A 22,835-nucleotide genomic window follows, 5' to 3' on the forward strand; every position below is an offset into this window, starting at 1 on the left:
CGCCGTCGGCTGCCGAGGGCACCCGACGGCACGGGGACACGGCCGTCGATGCCCCTGGGGCGGCGGACACGGCCCCGACGGGCAAGGCCGAGGAACGGGACACGCCTGGTCCCGGGACCGGCGGCCCTCTGGGCGGGGACACGGCCGTGGACGGCGCACGGGCGACGGACACGACCGGCTCCGCACCGGCGGCTGGTCGACATAGGGGGGACGCCGTGGAGGGCCTGAGGGCGGCTGACGCGGCCAAGCCCCGGACGAATGAGGCACCGGCCGCGACCAGCCCCGGGACCGGCGGCCCCCTGGGCGGGGACACGGCCGTGGACGACGCACGGGCGGCGGACGCGGTCCGGGGCGGGACGGTCGAGGGACCGGAGGCGACCGGCCTCGCACCGGCGGCTGGTCGGCAGGGTGGGGGCACCACCGCCGATGTCCCCGGGGCGGCGGACGAGGGTGGGCCTGGAGCGGTCGCCGTCGGGCAGGAGGGACCGGACGCGGGTGTTGCGGTGGCTCGGGCGGGCCGTGTGGGTTCTGCCGCGCCTGCTTCTCTGTCTCCCTCTCGGGCCAATGACTTCATGCAGTGCCCGCTGCTGTACCGGTTCCGGGTGATCGACCGGCTGCCGGAGAAGCCGAGCGCGGCGGCGACCCGGGGGACCCTGGTGCACTCGGTGCTGGAGCGGCTGTTCGACGCCCCGGCCGGGGAGCGGACCGCGCCCGCGGCCAAGTCGCTGATCCCGGGCCAGTGGGACCGGCTCCGGGAGAGCCGGCCGGAGGTGCTGGAGCTGTTCGCCGACGATCCGGACGGCGAGCGGCTGGCGACGTGGCTCTCCGAGGCGGAGCGACTGGTCGAGCGGTGGTTCACGCTGGAGGACCCGACGCGACTGGAGCCCGCCGAGCGGGAGTTGTTCGTCGAGGCGGAGCTGGACTCGGGACTGCGGCTGCGCGGGATCATCGACCGGGTCGACGTGGCGCCGACCGGTGAGGTGCGGATCGTCGACTACAAGACCGGCAAGGCGCCCCGGCCCGAGTACGCCGAGGGCGCGCTGTTCCAGATGAAGTTCTACGCGCTGGTGGTGTGGCGGCTGAAGAAGGTGATCCCGCGCCGCCTCCAGCTCGTCTACCTCGGCAGCGGTGACGTGTTGACCTACGACCCGGTCCTCGCCGACCTGGAGCGGGTCGAGCGCAAGCTGCTGGCGCTGTGGGAGGCGATCCGGCAGGCCACGCGGACGGGCGACTGGCGGCCGCGTCCCACGAAGCTGTGCGGCTGGTGCGATCACCAGGAGCACTGCCCGGAGTTCGGCGGCACTCCCCCGCCCTACCCGCTGCCGGTGGAGGCCGCGCCCGGCGAGCAGGGCAGAATGGGGCCGGACTAGCGAAGGAGACACACGTGGCCATCCGCGTCCTACTGGTCGACGACCAGCCGCTGCTGCGTACCGGGTTCCGGATGATTCTGGAGGCCGAGCAGGACATCGCGGTCGTGGGCGAGGCCGGAGACGGTCTTCAGGCCCTCGACCAGGTGCGGGCGCTGCAGCCCGACGTGGTCCTGATGGACATCCGTATGCCGCGGATGGACGGTGTGGAGGCGACCCGGCAGATCACCGGTCCCGGGCGGGACGGCCCGGCCAAGGTGCTGGTGCTGACCACCTTCGACCTCGACGAGTACGTGGTGGAGGCGCTGCGGGCGGGGGCCAGCGGCTTCCTACTCAAGGACGCCCCGGCCAACGAACTGGTGCAGGCAATCCGGGTGGTGGCCGCGGGCGAGGCGATGCTCGCGCCGAGCATCACGCGCCGGCTGCTCGACAAGTACGCCACGCATCTGCCCTCGGGTGACGAGCCGGTGCCGGACACCCTGCACACGCTCACCGACCGCGAGGTCGAGGTGCTCAAGCTGGTGGCGCGCGGGCTGTCCAACGCGGAGATCGCCGCGGACCTGTTCGTCAGCGAGACCACCGTGAAGACGCATGTGGGCCATGTGCTGACCAAGCTGGGGCTGCGGGACCGGGTGCAGGCCGCGGTGTACGCGTACGAGAGCGGTCTGGTCCGTCCGGGCGCGCAGTAGCGGACGGTGGCAGGACGAAGAGGGCGCCCCTTTCCTGACCGGGGGCGCCCTCTTCGTGTCCGTGGGGTGATCAGCCCTTGCTGAGCTCCCAGAAGCGGAACACCGTGGAGGCGTCGAGGCAGTACTCCAGGCCGTAGACGTTGTCGCGCACGACGGCGTACTGCTTGGCCTGCCAGACCGGCAGGACGGGGACGTCCTCGGCGACGAGGTCCTGGAGCGTGCCGTAGGGGTCGTCCGTCGCGGAGCGGTCGGGCTGGGCGGCGGTCTGGGGGATGAGCGAGCCGGTGATCTTGGTGTTGCTGTAGTTGTTGTCCAGCACGTTGCCCTTGCCGAAGAAGGGGGCCGTGAAGTTGTCGGCGTCCGGGTAGTCGGGCACCCAGCCCTTGACGTACACGCCGTACTTGCCGGCCGCGATGTCCTTCTCGTACTGGTCGAAGGCCACCGACTTCACGTCGGCGTCGAACAGCCCGCTGGCGTTGAGCTGCCGGGCGATCGTCTTGAGTTCCTGGTCGGTGGCCGGGCCGTAGCGGGACGGCGTCGACCACAGGGTCAGCTTCACCTTGCCGGTGATGCCCTCGTCGGCGAGGGCGGCGGCGGCCTTGGTCCTGGAGGGCTGGGCGCCGTAGGTGTCGAAGAAGGCCGTGTTGTGGCCCGCGATGCCGGCCGGGACGATCGAGTAGAGCGGGGTCGCGGTGCCCTGGTAGACGTCGTGGATGAGGGCTTCGCGGTCGAGCAGGTAGGCGATCGCCTTGCGGACGCCGAGCTGTCCGGCGACCGGGTCGTCCATGTTGAAGACGAGGTGCTGGACCTCGGCGCTGGTGCCCTCGACGACCTCGACGCCGGAGTCGGGCGAGGCCTTCTCGATGTCGGCGATGTCGCCCGCGCTCAGTCCGCGGTAGGCGAGGTCGACCTTGTCCTCGGTCAGGGCGGTCTTCAGGGCGGCCTGGTCGCCGTGGAAGAACTTCAGCGTGACGCCGGAGTTCTGGGGGTCGGCGGTGCCCTGGTAGTTCTCGTTGACGGAGAACACGGCTTCGTCGTCGCCGAAGGAGTCGAGCTGGTAGGGGCCGGAGCCGACCGCCTTGCCGTCCTCGCGGAGGCCGTCGGCGTCGTACTGCGTGTGGTCGACGATGGATCCGGCGCCGGAGGCGAGCTTGCTCGGGAAGGTCGCGTCGGCGGTGTTGAGCCGGAACACGACGGTCTTCTCGTCCGGCGTCTCGACCTTGTCGAGCATCGGGAACATGATCGCGGGACCGGCGTCGTCGTTGATCTTCAGCATGCGGTCGAAGGAGAACTTGACGTCCTCGGAGGTGAGCGGGTCACCGTTGCTGAACTTGAGGCCGTCCTTGAGGGTGCACTCGTACACCTGCGTCCTGGTGTCCGTGAACTCGCAGCTCTGGGCGGCGTCCGGCTCCGGGTCCGTGCCGCCCTTGGGGAAGCTGAGCAGCGACTGGAAGACATTGTTGAACAACAGCCAGGAGCCGGGGTCGTAGCCGGAGGCCGGGTCGGTGGCGAGGACGTCGTCGGACATCCCCATGACCACGGAGGAGCCTTCGGCACCGGAGCCCCCCGACTCCGTGCCGCAGCCGGTCAGCAGACCGGAGGCCAGCCCTGCCACGATCGGCAGGACCTGCCACTGGATGCGCTTGTTCACGTGCGAGTGCCTTGTCGTCGATTCTTGTGGAATCCCGGGCCCGTCCGCCTGGGCCCGGGTGAAGGAGGCGTCGGACGGTGGTCAGCCGCTGACGTCCGCGTCGGACGGCAGGTCAGCCGCCCACGCCCTTGCCGAGTTCCCAGAGCTGCAGCGTCGACGAGGAGTTGAGCGCGTAGGCGGTGCCCGTGACGTCGTCGCGTGCGGCGACGTACTGCTTGCCCTGCCACAGCGGCAGCACGGGGACGTCCTTGGCGACGATGTCCTGGATCTCGGTCAGGCTTCCGGCCGCGGAGAGACGGTCGGCCTCTCGGCGGGAGTCGGGGATCAGGGTGTTGCGGATCTCGCTGTTGGCGTAGGGCGAGCCGAGGAAGTTGTCCTTGTCGAGGAAGGGCGCGAGGTAGTTGTCGGCGTCGGGGAAGTCCGGGAACCAGCCCATGCCGTAGACGTCGTACTTGCCCTTCTGCTCGGCCGGGCGGAAGGTGTCCCAGGGGGTGCCCTGGATGCTGACGTCGAAGAGCCCGCTGTCGTTGAGCTGCTTCTGCAGGTCCTCGAACTCCTCCTTGGTGGCCGGACCGTAGTGGTCGGTCGTGTAGTGGAGGGTCAGCTTCACCGGGGTGGTGATGCCGGCCTGGGTCAGCCGGGACTTGGCCTTGGAGACGCTCGGGTCGCCGTACTTGTTGAAGAACGAGTTGGAGTGGCCGGTGATGGTGGCCGGGACCAGCGAGAACAGCGGCTCGGCCTGGGTGCCGTAGACCTTGGAGACGAGTTCGCTGCGGTTGATGAGCTGGGCCATCGCCTGGCGTACCGCACGGGACTTCACGGTCGGGGCGTCGGTGTTGAAGGCGAGGTAGCGGATCTCCAGGCCGGCCATCTCGACGAGGTCGACGTCGCCGCCGGACTCGTTCGACAGCTTCTGGATCTGCTGGGGCGACATGGTGCGGGTGATGAGGTCGATGTCGCCCTTCTCGAGGGCGGTGCCCATGGCGTCGGCGTCCTCGAAGGAGCGCAGCTCGACCTTGTCGTTGTTCACCGTCAACGACCCCTTGTAGTTGGGGTTCTTGGTGAACACGGCGTCGACGAGCTCGTCGTCCTTGACGTCGGCCTTCATGGTGTACGGCCCGGAGCCGTCGACGTCGAAGCCGTCGCGGAGCTTGTTCTTCTCGTAGTCGTCGGGGTTGACGATGCCGGCGACCGGGGTCGACAGCTTGTACGGGAAGGTGGCGTCGGCGGTCTTGAGGTGGAAGATGACCTCGCGGTCGCCCTTGGTCTCGACGGTGTCGATGGTGGACAGCAGGGCGAAGACGCCGGAGTCGGCCTTGAGGGCGCGGGCGCGGTCGATGGAGTACTTCACGTCGGCCGCGGTGATGGCGTCGCCGTTCGCGAACTTCAGGCCGTCGCGCAGGGTGCAGACGTAGCGTTCGTTGCCGCTGTCGCTGAAGCCGCAGGACTGGGCGGCCTCGGGCACGGGGTCGCCCTCGCCCTTGGGCTGGATCATCAGGGTCTGCACGGTCTGACGCAGGACGTTCCAGGTGCCGACGTCGTAGGCGTAGGCGGGGTCGAGCGGGGCGGGAGCTTCCTTCGTGGCGGTGAACCGGTCCGTGGTGCCGACGCCGATCGCATCGCCCCCGCCGCTGCCGCTGTCGGACCCGCCGCAGGCGGCGAGCACCGGCGCGAGCAGACCTATGACGGCCGGCAGCACCAAAGTCTTGCGGTTCATGCTCGAGTTTCTCCACAGCTGTTCAGTCCGTGTATCCGGCATGCAGGGGTGGCGCGGCGGATCACGGGGTTAGGGCGATGTTCTCAGCAGGAGATTAGTCCGGACCCGCAGGAGGGTTCGCAGTCACCGGAGTTGGGCTTCCATCACGCAGTGAAACCGGGCGCGGACGCACCGAAAGGCCGCCGGGGGAAGTTTTGGTGCAGGGTTTCACCAATCGGGACACATGGGCGCGTGCGCACCCCCCGAAGCGGGGTGTCCGGCACAGCTCGGGCCGTCTGTCGAGGGTTCGTCGAGTGGGGGAACGTCACACCCGCGCGATGGCGCCCACGGAGTGGAATTCGGCCGTCCGGCGCGCTGCGAATTCCTGCGACAGGGCCCTGGGGAATTACCGCGTTATGCGTGCTGCACGCTGGGTGAACACCCGTCGCATTCTCGTCATCGAACGGTGATCAGGCCGCGCAGGAATGGCAGGTCGACGTCTTCGAGGGAGCCGACGACGGTCCGTCCGGGGGCCGGGGCGATGGGGGCGACGGAGGGCACGGCCACGACCTGGCAGCCTGCGGCCTCGGCGGCGGCGACACCGGTCGCGGTGTCCTCGATCACCGCGCATCTGACCGGGTCCGCGCCGAGTCCGGCGGCCGCGAACAGGTACGGGTCGGGGTGCGGCTTGGTGCGCGGCACCTCGTCGCCTGCGACCGTCAGGCCGAAGTGCGCGGGGCCGAGGGTGTCGAGGACCCGGTCGATGATGCGCCGGTGCGAGGCGGAGACCAGGGCGGTGGGGATCCGGTGCGCGGACAGTTCGGCCAGCAGCCGGGTGGCGCCGGGCATCAGCGGCAGGGAGTGGCCGATGCGGTCCTCGAAGCCCTGGTTGAGCAGGACGGTGAGCTCGGGGAGGGTGATGTCGGCGCCGGTGGCCTCGATCAGGAAGCCCGCGCTGCGGGTCATGGGGCCACCGACCACGACATGGCGCCAGGAGTCGTCGAGGGTGTGGCCGAGCCGGGCGAAGACCTCGACCTCGACGTCCCACCAGAAGCCCTCGGTGTCCACCAGGGTGCCGTCCATGTCGAGGAGGACGGCCTGGAGGGCGGAGCCGTCTGCCGTACGGGTCAATGGCGCGGGGACCGTGCTGGTCATCCACGTACCTCCTTGAGGGACGAGCAGGCCGGTTCCCACGAGGGGAACCGGCCTGCGGTGGACCGACCAGTGTACGACTTATCCGATCAGTGTGCTGAGTGAGAGACCTCAGCGGGCATTGAAGTACTTCGCCTCCGGGTGGTGGATGACGATCGCGTCGGTGGACTGCTCGGGGTGCAGCTGGAACTCCTCGCTGAGCTGGACGCCGATGCGCTCGGGCCGGAGCAGGTCGGCGATCTTGGCGCGGTCCTCCAGGTTCGGGCAGGCTCCGTAGCCGAGGGAGAAGCGGGCGCCCCGGTACTTCAGGGCGAACATGTCCTCGACGTCGGCCGGGTCCTCGCCGGAGAAGCCGAGCTCGGAGCGCACGCGCGCGTGCCAGTACTCGGCGAGCGCCTCGGCCAGCTGGACGGACAGGCCGTGCAGTTCGAGGTAGTCGCGGTAGGCGTTGGACTCGAAGAGCTGGGCGGTCCGCTCGCCGATCCGCGAGCCGACGGTGACGACCTGGAGGCCGACCACGTCGGTCTCCCCCGACTCCTCGGGGCGGAAGAAGTCGGCGAGGCACAGGCGGCGGCCGCGGCGCTGGCGCGGGAAGGTGAAGCGGGTGCGCTCGTTGCCCTCCTCGTCGAGGATGATCAGGTCGTCGTCCTTGGACACGCACGGGAAGTAGCCGTAGACGACGGCGGCTTCCAGGAGGTTCTCGGTCTGGAGCTGGTCGAGGAGGCCACGCAGCCGGGGCCGGCCCTCGGTCTCGACGAGCTCCTCGTAGGTCGGTCCCTCACCGGTGCGGGCCTGCTTGAGCCCCCACTGGCCCTTGAAGAGGGCCCCCTCGTCGAGCCAGGAGGCGTACTCCTTGAGCTGGATGCCCTTGATGACGCGGGTGTCCCAGAACGGCGGGGTGGGCACCGGGTTGTCGGTGGCCACGTCGGAGCGGACGTGCCCCTCCTCGGGCCGCTCCTCCTCCACCACCGCGGCACTGGCGCGCACCCGGCGCTGCTTGAGCTCGGGCAGCTTGGCGCCGGGCACCCCGCGCTTGACGCCGATGAGGGCGTCCATGAGGCGCAGTCCTTCGAACGCGTCGCGGGCGTAGCGAACTTCGCCCTCGTAGATCTCGTGCAGATCCTGTTCGACGTACGCCCTGGTCAGCGCGGCTCCGCCGAGGATGACCGGGAAGTCGGCGGCAAGTCCGCGCTGGTTGAGCTCCTCCAGGTTCTCCTTCATGATCACCGTGGACTTGACCAGGAGGCCCGACATGCCGATGACGTCGGCGCGGTGCTCCTCGGCGGCTTCCAGGATCGCGGAGACCGGCTGCTTGATGCCGAGGTTGACCACGTTGTAGCCGTTGTTGGACAGGATGATGTCGACGAGGTTCTTGCCGATGTCGTGGACGTCTCCGCGGACGGTGGCCAGCACGATGGTGCCCTTGCCGGCCTCGTCGCCCTCGACCTTCTCCATGTGCGGTTCGAGGTAGGCGACGGCGGTCTTCATGACCTCGGCGGACTGGAGGACGAACGGCAGCTGCATCTGGCCGGAGCCGAAGAGCTCGCCGACGACCTTCATGCCGTCCAGGAGGGTGTCGTTGACGATGTCGAGGGCGGGGCGGTCCGTCAGGGCCGCGTCCAGGTCGGCCTCCAGGCCGTTCTTCTCGCCGTCGATGATCCGGCGCTTGAGGCGCTCCTCCAGCGGGAGCGCGGCCAGCTCCTCGGCCTTGCCGGCCTTGAGGGACTTGGCGGTGGCACCCTCGAACAGGGCCATCAGCTTCTGGAGGGGGTCGTAGCCCTCGGCACGGCGGTCGTAGATCAGGTCGAGGGCGGTCTGCACCTCTTCCTCGCTGAAGCGGGCGATGGGGAGGATCTTCGACGCGTGGACGATCGCCGAGTCCAGGCCCGCCTTGACGCACTCGTCGAGGAAGACGGAGTTGAGCAGGATGCGGGCGGCCGGGTTGAGGCCGAAGGAGATGTTGGACAGGCCCAGGGTGGTCTGGACGTCCGGGTGGCGGCGCTTGAGTTCGCGGATGGCCTCGATGGTGGCGAGGCCGTCCTTGCGGGACTCCTCCTGACCGGTGCAGATGGTGAAGGTCAGGGTGTCGATGAGGATGTCCGACTCGTGGATGCCCCAGTTGCCGGTCAGGTCGTCGATGAGCCGTTCGGCGATCTCGACCTTCTTCTCGGGGGTGCGGGCCTGGCCCTCCTCGTCGATGGTCAGCGCGATCAGCGCGGCGCCGTGCTCCTGGGCGAGCTTGGTGACCTTCGCGAAGCGGGACTCGGGGCCGTCGCCGTCCTCGTAGTTGACGGAGTTGATGACCGCGCGGCCGCCGAGCTTCTCCAGGCCGGCCTCGATGACGGGGACCTCGGTGGAGTCCAGGACGATCGGCAGGGTGGAGGCGGTGGCGAAGCGGCCGGCGAGCTCCTTCATGTCGGCGACGCCGTCCCGGCCCACGTAGTCCACGCAGAGGTCCAGCATGTGGGCGCCCTCGCGGATCTGTTCGCGGGCCATCTCCACGCAGTCGTCCCAGCGGGCCTCCAGCATGGCCTCGCGGAACTTCTTCGAGCCGTTGGCGTTGGTGCGCTCGCCGATCGCCAGGTAGGAGGTGTCCTGGCGGAAGGGGACCGTCTGGTAGAGGGAGGCGGCGCCGGGCTCGGGCTGCGGGTGGCGCTCGGTGGGCGTGAGGTCGCGGACCCGTTCGACGACCTGGCGCAGGTGCTCGGGGGTGGTGCCGCAGCAGCCGCCGATCAGGGAGAGGCCGTAGTCGCGGACGAAGTTCTCCTGGGCGTCGGCCAGGCCCTCGGGGTCGAGCGGGAAGTGCGCGCCGTCCTTGGTGAGGATGGGCAGGCCGGCGTTCGGCATGCACAGCAGCGGGATGCGGGAGTGCCGGGCGAGGTAGCGCAGGTGCTCGCTCATCTCGGCCGGGCCGGTCGAGCAGTTCAGGCCGATCATGTCGATGCCGAGCGGCTCCAGCGCGGTCAGCGCGGCGCCGATCTCGGAGCCGAGCAGCATCGTGCCGGTGGTCTCGAACGCCATCGAGACCACGAGGGGCACGTCGGCGCCGGTGGCCTCCAGCGCGCGGCGGGCGCCCAGTACGGAGGCCTTGGTCTGGAGCAGGTCCTGGGTGGTCTCGACGATCAGGGCGTCGGCGCCGCCGGCGAGCAGTCCCTCGACGTTGGCCTGGTAGCCGTCGCGGATCGTGGCGTAGTCGATGTGGCCGAGGGTGGGCAGCTTGGTGCCGGGGCCGACGGAGCCCAGGACCCAGCGCTGGCGGCCGTCGCGGGCGGTGTGCTCGTCGGCCGCCTCGCGGGCGATCCGGGCACCGGCCTCGGACAGCTCGTGCACGCGGTCGGCGATGTCGTACTCGGAGGCGGCCGTGTGGTTGGACCCGAACGTGTTGGTCTCGACGCAGTCGACGCCCACCGCGAAGTAGGCGTCGTGGACCGAGCGGACGATGTCCGGGCGGGTCACGTTGAGGATCTCGTTGCAGCCTTCGAGGTTCTCGAAGTCCTCGAGCGTGGGGTCCTGGGCCTGCAGCATGGTGCCCATCGCTCCGTCGGCGACCACCACTCTGGTGGCGAGCGCCTCGCGGAGCGCGGACACACGGGTCCGGCTGTCGGCGGAAGGGGACTGTGGCGACGAGGCCATGAAGGGGCTCCCTCAGTTGCGACGGCTGTCGGCTTCAGGCGCCCGTGAGTCGTCCCACGCCGGGCGCACCACGCCAGGGTAGCCGGGTCACCGCGAGCATGGTGGGCACGTCCACGGGACGGACGAGGATGGCGGGCAGGTCACCGCCGGGATACCAGTGACACAACAGATGCCGTCCGACCATTGGCGGGAGGTCGACATCGACCGGTAGTGTTCGACATTGCCGAACAGCGGCAGCGACGCCGTGACTCTCGGCTGTCGAAGGGGACGGAGGCAGAACGGCGATGGCACGGAACATCCAGTCGCTCGAACGGGCGGCCGCGATGCTGCGGCTCCTCGCGGGCGGCGAGCGGAGACTCGGCCTGTCGGACATCGCCTCGTCCCTGGACCTGGCCAAGGGCACCGCGCACGGCATCCTGCGCACCCTCCAGGCGGAGGGGTTCGTGGAGCAGGACGAGGCCTCGGGGCGGTACCAGCTGGGCGCCGAGCTGTTGCGTCTGGGCACCACCTACCTGGACGTGCACGAGCTGCGCGCGCGTGCGCTCGTGTGGACGGACGACCTGGCCCGCTCCAGCGGCGAGAGCGTCCATCTGGGCGTGCTGCACCAGCAGGGCGTGCTGATCGTGCACCACGTCTTCCGGCCCGACGACAGCCGGCAGGTGCTGGAGATCGGCGCCATGCAGCCCCTGCACTGCACGGCGCTCGGCAAGGTGCTCTCGGCCTACGACCCGGTGGCGCACAGCGAGGCGCTGGAGAGCGACCGCAAACCGTTCACTGACCGGACCGTGTGCGAGCTGGAGGACTTCGAGCAGATCCTCGACGTCACACGCGCGCGTGGGTACGCGGCGGACGTGGAGGAGACCTGGGAGGGCGTCGCGTCCATCGCCGCGCCCATCCATGACCGGCGGCGCATGCCCGTCGGCGCGGTCGGCATCACGGGCGCCGTGGAGCGGCTGTGCCGGTCCGACGAGGAGGGCGCGCTGCGTCCCGAGCTGATCGCGGCGGTGCGGGACTGCGCCCGCGCGGTCTCGCGGGATCTGGGCGCCGGCCGGTTCTGAGGTCCGCGGGAAGAGGGCCGGTACGTCGGTGACGTGCCGGCCCTCGGTCGTACGCTGACACAACCGCCCAAATCGCCAGAACAAGATCGTTGACTCACAGTCAGCAATAACGATCGTATTTTCGACTCCAGAACTCTTGACGTGCATGTAACCCCGCAGCAAGACTCCCGTCCATCGGTCGGCATTGTCGAACACCTACCGGCAATACGCGTTAGAGTGTGACAACGCCAAGGGCCGACATCGCTCTCACCCCCGAGAGCAGCTCGAACCACCGGAGGGACCCGGGGTTCGGTCCCCTGGACGAAGGACAAAGGAGTCGCGGGTGTCCAGCTCCGACATCTTCATCGGCGAGACCATCGGTACCGCCATACTCATCCTGCTCGGCGGTGGCGTGTGCGCCGCCGTGACGCTGAAGGCCTCCAAGGCCCGTAACGCCGGCTGGCTCGCCATCACCTTCGGGTGGGGCTTCGCCGTGCTGACGGCCGTCTACACCTCGGCGCCGCTCTCCGGCGCCCACCTCAACCCGGCCGTGACACTGGCGCTCGCGCTCAAGAAGGACGGCATCTCCTGGGGCGACGTCCCGGTCTACTGGGGCGGGCAGCTGCTCGGCGCCATGATCGGCGCGGCGCTGGTCTGGGTCGCCTACTACGGGCAGTTCCACGCGCACCTCACCGACAAGGAGATCGTCGGTGCTCCCGGCGCCCAGGCCACGGCCGCCAAGGCCGTCGAGGCGCAGGAGAAGGGCGCGGGACCGGTCCTCGGCGTCTTCTCCACCGGCCCCGAGGTCCGGGTCGCCTGGCAGAACGTCGCCACGGAGGTCATCGGCACCATCGTGCTGGTGCTGGCCGTCCTCACGCAGGGTCTTAACGGCGACGGCAAGGGCCTGGGCACCCTGGGCGCCCTGATCACCGCACTCGTCGTCGTCTCCATCGGTCTGTCCCTCGGCGGCCCGACCGGCTACGCGATCAACCCGGCCCGTGACCTCGGTCCGCGTATCGTGCACGCCCTCCTGCCCCTGCCCAACAAGGGCGGCTCCGACTGGGGCTACGCCTGGGTCCCGATCGCCGGTCCGCTGATCGGCGGCGCGATCGCCGCAGGCATCTACAACATCGCTTTCGCTTAGAACATCCAAGCAGGCACAGAGCGCAGCAGTCGTAGACAGTCCCTCACTCACGGAACCCCAGGAGCACACAGTGACCGACGCCCACACCGCCGGCCCCTTCATCGCCGCCATCGACCAGGGCACCACCTCCAGCCGCTGCATCGTCTTCGACCGTGACGGCCGTATCGTCTCGGTCGACCAGAAGGAGCACGAGCAGATCTTCCCGAAGCCGGGCTGGGTCGAGCACAACGCCAACGAGATCTGGACCAACGTCCAGGAAGTCGTCGCCGGAGCCATCCAGAAGGCCGGCATCACCCGCGACGACATCAAGGCCATCGGCATCACCAACCAGCGCGAGACCACGCTGCTGTGGGACAAGAACACCGGTGAGCCCGTCCACAACGCCATCGTGTGGCAGGACACCCGCACCGACGCCCTGTGCAAGGAGCTCGGCCGCAACGTCGGCCAGGACCGCTTCCGCCGCGAGACGGGTCTCCCCCTCGCCTCCTACTTCGCCGGCCCCAAGGCCCGCTGGCTGCTCGACAACGTCGAGGGCCTGCGCGAGCGCGCCGAGCGCGGCGACATCCTCTTCGGCACCATGGACACCTGGGTCATCTGGAACCTGACCGGTGGTGTCGACGGCGGCAAGCACTACACCGACGTCACCAACGCCTCCCGCACCATGCTGATGAACCTCCACACGCTGGAGTGGGACGAGAAGATCGCCGAGTCCATCGGCGTGCCGCTCTCCATGCTCCCGGAGATCCGTTCCTCCGCCGAGGTCTACGGCGAGGTCAGCGGCGGCAAGCTGGGCGACCTGCTCGGCGGCATCCCGGTCGCCTCGGCGCTCGGCGACCAGCAGGCGGCGCTGTTCGGGCAGACCTGTTTCGCCGAGGGCGAGGCCAAGTCGACGTACGGCACCGGCACCTTCATGCTGATGAACACCGGCGAGAAGATCATCAACTCGTACTCCGGTCTGCTCACCACCGTCGGCTACCGCATCGGTGACGACAAGCCGGTCTACGCCCTCGAGGGCTCGATCGCGGTCACCGGTTCGCTGGTGCAGTGGATGCGCGACCAGATGGGCCTGATCTCCACCGCCGCCGAGATCGAGACGCTCGCGCTCTCCGTCGAGGACAACGGCGGCGCCTACTTCGTGCCCGCCTTCTCCGGTCTGTTCGCCCCGTACTGGCGCTCCGACGCCCGTGGTGTGATCGCCGGTCTGACCCGGTACGTCACCAAGGCGCACCTGGCGCGTGCCGTCCTGGAGGCCACCGCCTGGCAGACCCGTGAGATCACCGACGCCATGACCAAGGACTCGGGCGTCGAGCTCGCGGCCCTGAAGGTCGACGGCGGCATGACCTCCAACAACCTGCTGATGCAGACGCTCTCGGACTTCCTGGACGCCCCCGTGGTGCGCCCGATGGTCGCCGAGACCACCTGCCTCGGCGCCGCCTACGCCGCCGGTCTCGCCGTCGGCTTCTGGACCAGCACCGACGACCTGCGCGCCAACTGGCGCCGGGCCGCCGAGTGGACCCCCCGCATGGACGCGGAGACCCGCGACCGTGAGTACAAGAGCTGGCTCAAGGCCGTCGAGCGGACCATGGGCTGGCTCGAGGACGAGAGCTGAGAGACACCCCCTCAACAGCTCTGATGAGGAGTAAGAACCCCACATGACCAGTCAGACCACCCTGCAGTCCGTGCCTGCCCTCGGTACGCACCCGGCCTCCGGCTCCCTTCCGAGCCGCGCCGAGACCCGGGAGCAGCTCTCCAAGGCGTCGTACGACCTTCTCGTGATCGGCGGCGGCATCCTGGGCATCTCCACCGCCTGGCACGCCGCGCAGTCCGGCCTCAGGGTGGCTCTGGTCGACGCCGGCGACTTCGCCGGCGCCACCTCCTCCGCCTCCTCCAAGCTGCTCCACGGCGGTCTGCGCTACCTGCAGACCGGCGCGGTGAAGCTGGTGGCGGAGAACCACTTCGAGCGCCGTGCGGTCTCCCGCCAGGTGGCCCCCCACCTGGCGAACCCGCTCACCTTCTACCTCCCCGTGTACAAGGGCGGCCCGCACGGCGCCGCGAAGCTCGGGGCGGGCGTCTTCGCCTACTCCGCGCTCTCGGCGTTCGGCGACGGCGTCGGCCACCTCTTGTCACCCGCGAGGGCGGCGCAGGACGTGCCCGAGCTGCGCACCGACAACCTCAAGGCCGTGGCCGTGTACGGCGACGACCAGATGAACGACGCGCGCATGGCGCTGATGACGGTCCGCGCGGCCGTCGAGGCGGGCGCGGTCGTGCTCAACCACGCCGAGGTGACCGGGCTCCGCTTCACCCGGGGCCGGGTGACCGGTGCGGATCTGCGCGACCGGCAGTCCGGCGACGAGTTCGGCGTCAACGCCCGGCTCGTGCTGAACGCGACCGGGCCGTGGGTCGACCACCTGCGCAGGATGGAGGACCCGAACGCGGCTCCGTCCATCCGGCTGTCCAAGGGCGCGCACCTGGTCCTGAAGCGGACCGCGCCGTGGCGGGCGGCCCTGGCGACCCCGATCGACAAGTACCGGATCACCTTCGCGCTGCCGTGGGAGGACATGCTGCTCCTCGGCACCACGGACGAGGAGTTCGAGGGCGACCCGGCGGACGTCACGGTCACCGAGAAGGACACGGCCCAGATACTCGACGAGGCCGCGTTCTCCGTCCGCGACCAGCAGCTCTCCCGCGACCTGATCACCTACGCCTTCGCGGGACTGCGGGTGCTGCCGGGCGGCCCCGGTGACACCGCCAAGGCCAAGCGGGAGACCGTGGTCACCGAGGGCCGGGGCGGCATGCTGTCCGTCGCGGGCGGCAAGTGGACGACCTTCCGGCACATCGGCCGTACGGTCATGCAGAAGCTGGAGTCGCTGCCGGGCGCCCCGCTCGGGGACGACTTCGAGCCCATCTCCTCCCTGCCGAAGCGGCTCCCGCTGCCCGGTGTCGCCAACCCGCGCGCGGTCGCGCACCGCCTGCTGGTGGACAACCCGGCGCCCGGCCCGCGCATGGCCGCCGACACCGCCAAGCACCTGGCGACCCACTACGGCTCCCTCGCCTTCGACATCGCCCGCCTGGCGAACGACAACCCGGAGCTGGGCGAGCGGGTGCACCCCGACGCCCCGGAGATCTGGGCGCAGGTCGTGTACGCCCGGGACCACGAGTGGGCCGAGACGCCGGACGACGTGCTGCGCCGCCGTACGACGCTGACGATCCGGGGTCTGGCCACCGACGAGGTCCGCGCCAAGGTCCAGGACCTCCTCGACAAGAAGTAGCCCCGGGCCCGGTCCCTCCCCGACCGGCACCAGCGTCCCGGGAACGGCCCCTCTCCTCCCCTGTGAGGGGCCGGCCTGCGCAAGGGGGCGGCCCCCGCCGACGGAGCCGCCCCCTTGCGCATGCCGCGTTCCGCGCGGGAATCGCCGGTGCCGGGCAGCCTCCATAATGTGGCTGAGACATCCGACGTCTCAGCGCGGGGCGGGCGAGAAGGAGGCCGGACATGGCTGTCACCGACGAGGCGATCGAGAAGATCAAGGGCATGATCGTCTCCGGCGCGCTGCGCCCCGGCGACCGGCTCCCCAAGGAGAGCGAACTCGCCTCCGAACTGGGGCTGTCCCGCAACTCGCTGCGCGAGGCCGTGCGGGCGCTGTCCCTGATCCGCATCCTGGACGTGCGCCAGGGCGACGGCACGTACGTCACCAGTCTGGACCCCCAACTCCTGCTGGAGGCGCTGAGCTTCGTCGTGGACTTCCACCGCGACGACACGGTCCTGGAGTTCCTGGCGGTGCGCCGCATCCTGGAGCCGGCCGCCACCGCGATGGCCGCCTCCCGGATCAGCGAGCAGCAACTGAACGCGCTGACCGCCCAGTTGGACAAGCTGGGCGACAGCCCGTCGGTGGAGGAACTGGTCGCCTGCGATCTCGACTTCCACCGCGGGATCGTGCAGAGCTCCGGCAACTCCGTGCTCTGCTCCCTCCTGGACGGCCTGTCCGGGCCCACCACCCGGGCCCGGATCTGGCGCGGCCTGACCCAGGAGGACGCGGTCAGCCGCACCCTGCACGAGCACCGCGCGATCCTGGCGGCCCTGCGGGACCGGGACGGCGAGGCGGCCCGCTCCTGGGCCACGGTGCACATCGCGAGCGTCGAGCAGTGGCTGCGCTCCACGCTGTGAGTCACTCGGGCCCGGACTCCGCCAGCCGCCGCTGCAGGGCGACGTGCCGGAACTGGTGGACGGCGCCCACCCGGCGCAGCACGCCCCGGTGGTGCGCGTCGGCGAGGAAGCCCATGAGGTCGTACGGCAGTCCCCGGCGCAGGGCCAGGTAGCAGCGGGCGACCGCGTAGTGGCCCCAGGCGGACTGCCGGATGCCGACCGCCAGCCCCGTCAGCAGGGCGGGGATCAGTCCCACGACGAACATCCACAGGTAGCCGCCGGTCGGCTGCGCGCCCCACACCCGGGTCGAGCCCCACAGCACCGCGCACCAGCCCTGGGCGCCGATCACCACGGCGCCGACGACAGCCGAGGTGAGGACGCAGACGCCGAGGGTGCGCCGGTCGTTGGCGAGCAGGGCGCGTTCGTCGGTGCTGGCGGCGAGGTCGACGGGGACGGCCCGCAGGCCGTGCACGAGCAGACAGGACACGGCGAACACGGCCGCGAGCTGGGCGCCGGCCCAGCAGGCCGCGACCGGGTCGGCGGGCGCGATGTTCTCCGCGCTCCCGGGCCCCAGGAGGGCGTACGCGACCAGGCCCTCCAGGACGATGCTCGCACCCAGCAGGGTCCCGACGAGGAGCCCCCGGCCGACCCCCGCGGGGCTCCAGTGCCAGCGCAGCCGGGCGACGGGGCGGGCCGCGTCCGCGGGCACCCCGTCGGTGCCCATCGCCGCGGCCGTCACGCCGTAGAGGAGGGCGCCGGCGATGCCGCACGCGTTGCCGAAGGCGGCCACGTAACAGAGCGCGGCGAGCGCGCCGGTCAGCAGGGCGCGGCGGTCCCAGCACGAGGGGCGTCGCAGCCGCGGCCGGACACCGAAGGCGAACCCGGAGATGATCAGGCCGACCAGGGCGAGGGCCCCGGTGTCCGCCAGCCGGCTGAACAGGACTTCGGCAAGGCCCCCCGGCGGGGCGGCGAGCAGGCACAGCAGCGTGATCGCCGCCCCGGCCGCGAGGCCGCACACCAGACCGCCGCAGATGCCCGCCGCCACGATGCCGAGGCCGCCGCGCTGCTCCCAGTCGGCCGGCCCGCCCTGCCCGGTGAACTGCTGGGTCAGCGCCATGACCGTGCCCTCGAACAGCCAGGCCACCACGCCGAGCAGGACACCGGCCAGGGCCTTGGGCAGCATGGCCGGCACGGTGTGGCGCAGCTTCCACCAGGCGACCTCCGCGGCGCCGTCGAGCCCTCGTTCCAGGTGCCGGGCGAGGAACACGAGCGCGCGGCGGGCCCGCGCCGTCGGCCAGTGGTCGCTCCGGCGCGGGTGCGGACGGTAGGCGGCGTCGAGGAAGGCGTCCAGGAGGTGGTGCTCCACGGCGGTCCGGTCGCGCAGCCACACCAGTCCGGCCGGGTCGGGCAGCACGGCGTGGCCCTCGTCCGGCCGTGGGTTGTACGCGGTGCGTGCCAGGGACACCATCAGCGGGCTGCTGAGCGCCCGGGCCACCGGGGTGTCCGTCCGCAGCGCCCGCACCACCGGGGCCCAGCGTCGCGCGGCAGGCGCGTGCGGGCCGCCGGCGTCGTGCAGGAGGTAGGCGGCGACGTCGGCGCGGTCCAGGGGTTCGAGGTGGATGCCGGCCAGCCCCGCGAGCCGCGCGGGGACGCCGGTGCGCGGCCGCAGCGCCGCCCGGTACTCGGCGGGACGGCTCGACAGGACCACCCCGCACCCCGGCGGCAGCGCCTGGGCGATGCGGTGCAGTGCCGTGGCCGCGAGGTCCGCGGGCAGCTCGTCGAAGCCGTCGAGCACCGGCAGGATCAGCCGCCGGTCCAGCAGCAGGCGGGCGAGGGTGAGCCGTCGGTGCGGTTCGGGGGCGGGTCCGGCCAGGTCCGCGTGGTCCTGCACGAGCCGGTGCTCCATCCAGTCCCGCAGGTCCAGCGCGGCCGGGTCCCAGGAGGCGAGCGGGAACAGCACGGGCACCGGCTCGCCGGCCCGCCGCCGTTCGATCAGCGCGAGCAGGAGCCGTACGAGGAACAGGGTCTTGCCCGCGCCCGGGTCGCCGAGCACCAGCAGCCGGGTGGGCGCTCCCCCGGTGAGGACTCCGTCGACGTCACCCCGGCCGCCGTGCGCGTCGGGCCCGGGGGCCTCGGCGAGGTCGGGGTCGGCGTCCCGCCAGCCCACGGGCAGTGGATACGGGTCCGCCAGCCTGCGTACCTCCGCCTCCCGCTCCCACTCGTGCCGTACGGCGACGGCGAGCCGGTCGGCGAGGTCGTGCGGGCTCTGTCCCGCGGCCGCCTCGGTCCGCTCGGCCCGGTAACTGCTCCACGCCAGATAGGCCCCGCCCCAGGTCGGCAGCAGCGCGGCGAGCACGGTCGCCGGGTCGTCGAGACGCGGGGCGAGCAGCAGCGCGCCCAGCGTGCCCGCGGTCAGCAGGGTCAGATAGACGATTCCGGCGCGCCGCACGCGCGACCTGGGGACAACTCGGCTCACCCGACGAAGAGTTCCGTACGGCAGCGGCGGCGGACGCCGGTTGGGCGCCGCTCCACACGAGTGGGTGAAACGGTGTGGTCAGGGGGACATCGGAGCTCTGTCGTGCGGGGGCGGGGGAACGGCGTCCGGTACGAGGGGTTCGGCGGCGGTGCCGGCGAGCCCGGACGCCGGGGTGTTCAGGGGTGGCGAACGGGGCAGTGATCGTTCACTCCCCCGTGCAAGGGGGCTGCGGGCGCCCCCCCGCCGGACGCCGTAAGGTTGGTGCGTTAAGCGAGGGCACGTCGGAAGGAGGCGCTGGGTGATCGAGCTCGAGGGGGTTCCCGAGCTGATCGACCCGGTCATGGTGGCCGCGTTCGAGGGCTGGAACGACGCCGGCGACGCCGCCTCCACCGCGGTCGCGCATCTGGACAAGGAGTGGAAGGGCGAGGTGTTCGCGGCGCTGGACGCCGAGGACTACTACGACTTCCAGGTGAACCGCCCCACGGTGTGGCTGGACGGCGGAGTGCGCAAGATCACGTGGCCGACGACAAGGTTGTCGGTGGTCCGCGTCGGCGGTGACAAGCCGCGCGATCTCGTGCTCGTCCGGGGTATCGAACCGTCGATGCGATGGCGCTCGTTCTGCAACGAGTTGCTGGGCTTCGCCCACGAACTGGGCGTGGAACTGGTGGTGATCCTGGGCGCTCTGCTCGGTGACACCCCGCACACCCGTCCGGTGCCGATCAGCGGGACCACGTCGGATGCGGACCTGGCCCGGCGGATGGACCTGGAGGAGACCAAGTACGAGGGTCCCACGGGGATCGTCGGCATCCTCCAGGAGGCCTGCACCCACGCGGGCGTGCCCGCGGTGTCGCTGTGGGCGGCCGTACCGCACTATGTGTCGCAGCCGCCGAACCCGAAGGCGACGCTGGCCCTCCTGAACCGCCTGGAGGACCTGATCGACGTGCGGATCCCGCTGGGCGAGCTGGCCGAGGACGCGCGCGCCTGGCAGGTGGGCGTGGACCAGCTGGCCGCCGAGGACAGCGAGGTCGCGGAGTACGTCCAGACGCTGGAGGAGGCCCGGGACACCGCGGAGCTGCCGGAGGCCTCGGGCGAGGCGATCGCCCGGGAGTTCGAGCGGTATCTGCGGCGCCGGGACGGCGGCCAGCCGGGCCAGCCGGGCGGACACGCGACGGCGGACGGGAGCGACAGTTCGGCGTATCTGCGGGACAGCCCCGGTGGCCGTACGAAGCCCCCCAAGCCACCGCGGCCGGAGGCGGAGCCGGGACCCGAGCGGGAACCGGAGTCGGACGACGGGGACTCGTCGCCGGAGGACTGAGCGGATGAGGGCGGTGCACACGCACCGCCCTCTCCGGTCTCTCAGACCCGGTTCACGGCCACCGCGTCGTACTCGGTGGTGGGCGTGGGCTCCACGTCGAAGCGGGCGTTGGGCAGGTAGAGCCTCTTGCCCCAGGCGGCGACCGTCGTCGGGATGCGGAAGCGCGGGTCGGTGATGCGGGCGATGGCGGTGCCGCGGGTGCCGGAGTCGTTCAGCCGGAACACGTCGATCGCGTTCTGCTGCTGCTGGACGGCGTAGAGGGTCCGGCCGAGCAGCAACAGGCCGTCGCCGTTGGGGAGTTTCGCCGTGCCGAGGTCGACGGCCCGGGCTGCGCCGGTGGCGGGGTCGACCCGCATGAGGCCGCCGCCGTTCGCGTAGGCGTTCACCACGAGCAGGGCCTGGCCGTCGGGTGTGCGCTCGATGCCGTTGGCCGTGAAGTCGGGTCCCTGCTGCCAGTCCCCGGTCAGCGGTACGGTCGTCACCGCGCCCTCGGCCAGTCGGTAGAGCACCGGCTTGAAGGAGTCGGTGAACCAGGCGGCGCCCGGGGTGAGGATGACGTCGTTCACGAAGGTGCCGCCGGTGGCGTACACGTGCTCGGTCTCGCCGGAGCGGACGTCGACGGTCCGGATCTCGCCGCTGTCCCCGCCGGCGAGGAAGAGTCTGCGGCCGTGCCGGTCGATCTTCAGGCCGACCGTCGGGCGTCCGGCGCCCTTCGCGATGACGGTTCCGCGGCCGGTGGCCAGGCTCGCCCGGTAGACGTCCCCGTTCGCGAGGGAGCCGAAGTAGGCGTACGGGGCGGGGCCGATGGTGATGCCCTCGGGCTGGAAGCCGTCGGGGAGGGGGAACTGCGCGGGCCACGCGGTGTGCCGGGTTCCGGCCGCCTGCGCGGTGCCGCCGAGCAGGGCCGCTCCGGTCAGCGCGGCGGTCGTGGTCAGGAGTGTGCGACGTGCGAAGGAACGGTCTGCGGGTGCCACGGTGCGTCCTTCCGCAAGGGGGCCGGCGCACGGCCGGCCGAACGGTCAAGCGACGCTCCCACCCCATCACATGACGGCCGCCTCCACAGCGTGTGGCCGGATTGTGACGTGACATCACCTTCCGGGCGGATCGCACACGTCACGCACATCGACCTGCCGCAGACCGAGTCGGCGCACTCGGGCTGGACGGGCGGTCGGCTGCTTCCTCCGCGGGGAGGAAGCAGCCCTTCCGTGCGGCCTTTTAGAGGGCCACTCCCAGCAGCGCGTCCACGGCGCGGGTCACCACGCCGGGCGCGCCCGTGTCGTCGCCGCCCTGTTCCTCCTGGGCGGCGGCCCAGCGGTCGACGGCGGCCAGCGCGGTGGGCGCGTCGAGGTCGTTCGCGAGGGCCTCGCGGATCTCCTCGACGAGCGCCTCGGCGGGCGGTCCGTCGGGCCGGGAGACGGCGGCACGCCAGCGGCCCAGCCGGTCCACGGCGTCCTGGAGGACCTGGTCGGTCCACTCCCAGTCGGCCCGGTAGTGGTGGGCGAGCAGCGCGAGGCGGATGGCGGCGGGGTCGACGCCCTCGCGCCGCAGCTGCGACACGAACACCAGGTTGCCCTTGGACTTGGACATCTTCTCGCCGTCGAGGGCGACCATGCCGGCGTGGACGTACGCCTTGGCCATGGGGTACTCGCCGGTCAGCACCTGGGCGTGCGAGGCACCCATCTCGTGGTGCGGGAAGGCGAGGTCGGAGCCGCCGCCCTGGACGTCGAAGGTCATGCCGAGGTGGTCCAGGGCGATGGCCACGCACTCGATGTGCCAGCCGGGGCGGCCCCGCCCCAGGGAGCCGCCGTCCCAGCTGGGCTCGCCCTCGCGGGCTGCCATCCACAGCATGGGGTCGAGGGGGTTCTTCTTGCCCGGCCGGTCCGGGTCGCCGCCGCGCTCGGCGGACAGCAGCCGCATGGCGGCCGCGTCGAGGTTCGAGACCTTGCCGAAGTTCGGGTCGGACTCGACGGAGAAGTAGACGTCCCCTTCGAGTTCGTAGGCGGCACCGGCGTCCCGCAGCCGCTCGACGAGGGGCACGATCCCGGGTATCGCCTCGACCGCGCCGATGTAGTGCTGCGGGGGCAGCATCCTGAGGGCGGTCATGTCCTCGCGGAAGAGGGCCGTCTCCTTCTCGGCGAGGGCGGTCCAGTCGAGGCTGTCCCGCTCGGCGCGCTCCAGGAGCGGGTCGTCGATGTCGGTGACGTTCTGGACGTAGTGAACCTGACGCTTCGTGTCGAGCCACACGCGCTGCACGAGGTCGAACGCGTTGTAGGTCGCCGCGTGCCCCATGTGGGTGGCGTCGTACGGCGTGATGCCGCAGACGTAGAGACGAGCGACGGGACCGGGGTCGAGGGAGACCAAGCCACCGCTCGCGGTGTCGTGGATCCTCAGGTCGCGGCCCTGACCAGGCAGGGCGGGGACCTCGGAAGCGGGCCAGGCATGCATGTCATGAGCCTAACCGGACGGATGTTCCGTATACGAACCGGACCGGGCCGGATGGCCGGTAAGGCCTTCTTGCGCGGTACGGCCCCCTG

Annotated in this window: 15 protein-coding genes; 8 read left to right on the forward strand and 7 right to left on the reverse strand. The window is 71.0% G+C overall.

Annotated features, from left to right (window positions below; genetic code table 11):
- The first annotated feature begins 503 nt into the window (after positions 1 to 503).
- Positions 504 to 1,370, forward strand: coding sequence for a RecB family exonuclease (locus tag M2163_RS13680; protein WP_280854244.1), 867 nt, complete (start codon positions 504 to 506; stop codon positions 1,368 to 1,370).
- A gap of 14 nt (positions 1,371 to 1,384) precedes the next feature.
- Positions 1,385 to 2,056 (forward strand): response regulator transcription factor, encoded by a 672-nt coding sequence (locus M2163_RS13685; RefSeq protein ID WP_020141342.1) that lies wholly within the window; start codon positions 1,385 to 1,387, stop codon positions 2,054 to 2,056.
- Positions 2,057 to 2,126: 70 nt separating this feature from the next.
- On the opposite strand, the gene M2163_RS13690 is transcribed toward M2163_RS13685, so the two are convergent.
- From M2163_RS13690 to metH, 4 genes are all read right to left on the reverse strand, one after another.
- Positions 2,127 to 3,707: an ABC transporter substrate-binding protein gene (locus M2163_RS13690; RefSeq protein ID WP_280894081.1), complete on the reverse strand. Its 1,581-nt coding sequence runs from the start codon at positions 3,705 to 3,707 to the stop codon at positions 2,127 to 2,129.
- A gap of 112 nt (positions 3,708 to 3,819) precedes the next feature.
- A complete protein-coding gene (locus M2163_RS13695) occupies positions 3,820 to 5,424 on the reverse strand; it encodes an ABC transporter substrate-binding protein (RefSeq protein ID WP_280894082.1) in 1,605 nt (534 codons plus the stop codon).
- Positions 5,425 to 5,859: 435 nt separating this feature from the next.
- Positions 5,860 to 6,558 carry an HAD family phosphatase gene (locus M2163_RS13700; RefSeq protein ID WP_280852515.1) on the reverse strand — a complete coding sequence of 233 codons (699 nt, stop codon included), beginning with the start codon at positions 6,556 to 6,558 and terminating at the stop codon, positions 5,860 to 5,862.
- A gap of 108 nt (positions 6,559 to 6,666) precedes the next feature.
- Positions 6,667 to 10,188 carry a methionine synthase gene (gene metH, locus M2163_RS13705; RefSeq protein ID WP_280852514.1) on the reverse strand — a complete coding sequence of 1,174 codons (3,522 nt, stop codon included), beginning with the start codon at positions 10,186 to 10,188 and terminating at the stop codon, positions 6,667 to 6,669.
- Between the two features lie 284 nt (positions 10,189 to 10,472).
- Here metH and M2163_RS13710 point away from each other — a divergent pair, with 284 nt between their 5' ends.
- The 5 genes from M2163_RS13710 (at position 10,473) to M2163_RS13730 (ending at position 16,531) form a co-directional block, all read left to right on the forward strand.
- Complete coding sequence (locus M2163_RS13710) at positions 10,473 to 11,246, forward strand: IclR family transcriptional regulator (protein ID WP_280894083.1); 774 nt, start codon at positions 10,473 to 10,475, stop codon at positions 11,244 to 11,246.
- Between the two features lie 322 nt (positions 11,247 to 11,568).
- The gene (locus M2163_RS13715) at positions 11,569 to 12,369 is read left to right on the forward strand and encodes an MIP/aquaporin family protein (RefSeq protein WP_280852512.1); all 801 of its coding nucleotides are present in this window, start codon (positions 11,569 to 11,571) and stop codon (positions 12,367 to 12,369) included.
- Positions 12,370 to 12,439: 70 nt separating this feature from the next.
- Positions 12,440 to 13,978: a glycerol kinase GlpK gene (gene glpK / locus M2163_RS13720; RefSeq protein ID WP_280852511.1), complete on the forward strand. Its 1,539-nt coding sequence runs from the start codon at positions 12,440 to 12,442 to the stop codon at positions 13,976 to 13,978.
- 43 nt (positions 13,979 to 14,021) lie between these two features.
- Entirely contained in the window at positions 14,022 to 15,638 is a 1,617-nt protein-coding gene (locus M2163_RS13725) for a glycerol-3-phosphate dehydrogenase/oxidase (RefSeq protein WP_280852510.1), read from the forward strand.
- 221 nt (positions 15,639 to 15,859) lie between these two features.
- Complete coding sequence (locus tag M2163_RS13730) at positions 15,860 to 16,531, forward strand: FadR/GntR family transcriptional regulator (protein ID WP_280852509.1); 672 nt, start codon at positions 15,860 to 15,862, stop codon at positions 16,529 to 16,531.
- A 1-nt stretch (position 16,532) separates the two neighbouring features.
- Here the strand turns inward: M2163_RS13730 and M2163_RS13735 are convergent, their stop codons facing one another.
- A complete protein-coding gene (locus M2163_RS13735; protein ID WP_280894084.1) occupies positions 16,533 to 18,986 on the reverse strand; it encodes an NACHT domain-containing protein in 2,454 nt (817 codons plus the stop codon).
- A gap of 298 nt (positions 18,987 to 19,284) precedes the next feature.
- Between M2163_RS13735 and M2163_RS13740 the strand changes: the two genes are divergently transcribed.
- A complete protein-coding gene (locus M2163_RS13740) occupies positions 19,285 to 20,301 on the forward strand; it encodes a PAC2 family protein (RefSeq protein ID WP_280852507.1) in 1,017 nt (338 codons plus the stop codon).
- A 41-nt stretch (positions 20,302 to 20,342) separates the two neighbouring features.
- Here the strand turns inward: M2163_RS13740 and M2163_RS13745 are convergent, their stop codons facing one another.
- Together M2163_RS13745 and mshC are read right to left on the reverse strand one after the other, a co-directional pair.
- Positions 20,343 to 21,275 (reverse strand): superoxide dismutase, encoded by a 933-nt coding sequence (locus M2163_RS13745; protein WP_280894085.1) that lies wholly within the window; start codon positions 21,273 to 21,275, stop codon positions 20,343 to 20,345.
- 241 nt (positions 21,276 to 21,516) lie between these two features.
- Positions 21,517 to 22,746, reverse strand: coding sequence for a cysteine--1-D-myo-inosityl 2-amino-2-deoxy-alpha-D-glucopyranoside ligase (gene mshC, locus M2163_RS13750; RefSeq protein WP_280894086.1), 1,230 nt, complete (start codon positions 22,744 to 22,746; stop codon positions 21,517 to 21,519).
- Positions 22,747 to 22,835 lie beyond the last annotated feature (89 nt).

It is taken from the genome of Streptomyces sp. SAI-135 (assembly GCF_029893805.1).
In the GTDB taxonomy this organism is placed as follows: Bacteria; Actinomycetota; Actinomycetes; order Streptomycetales; family Streptomycetaceae; genus Streptomyces.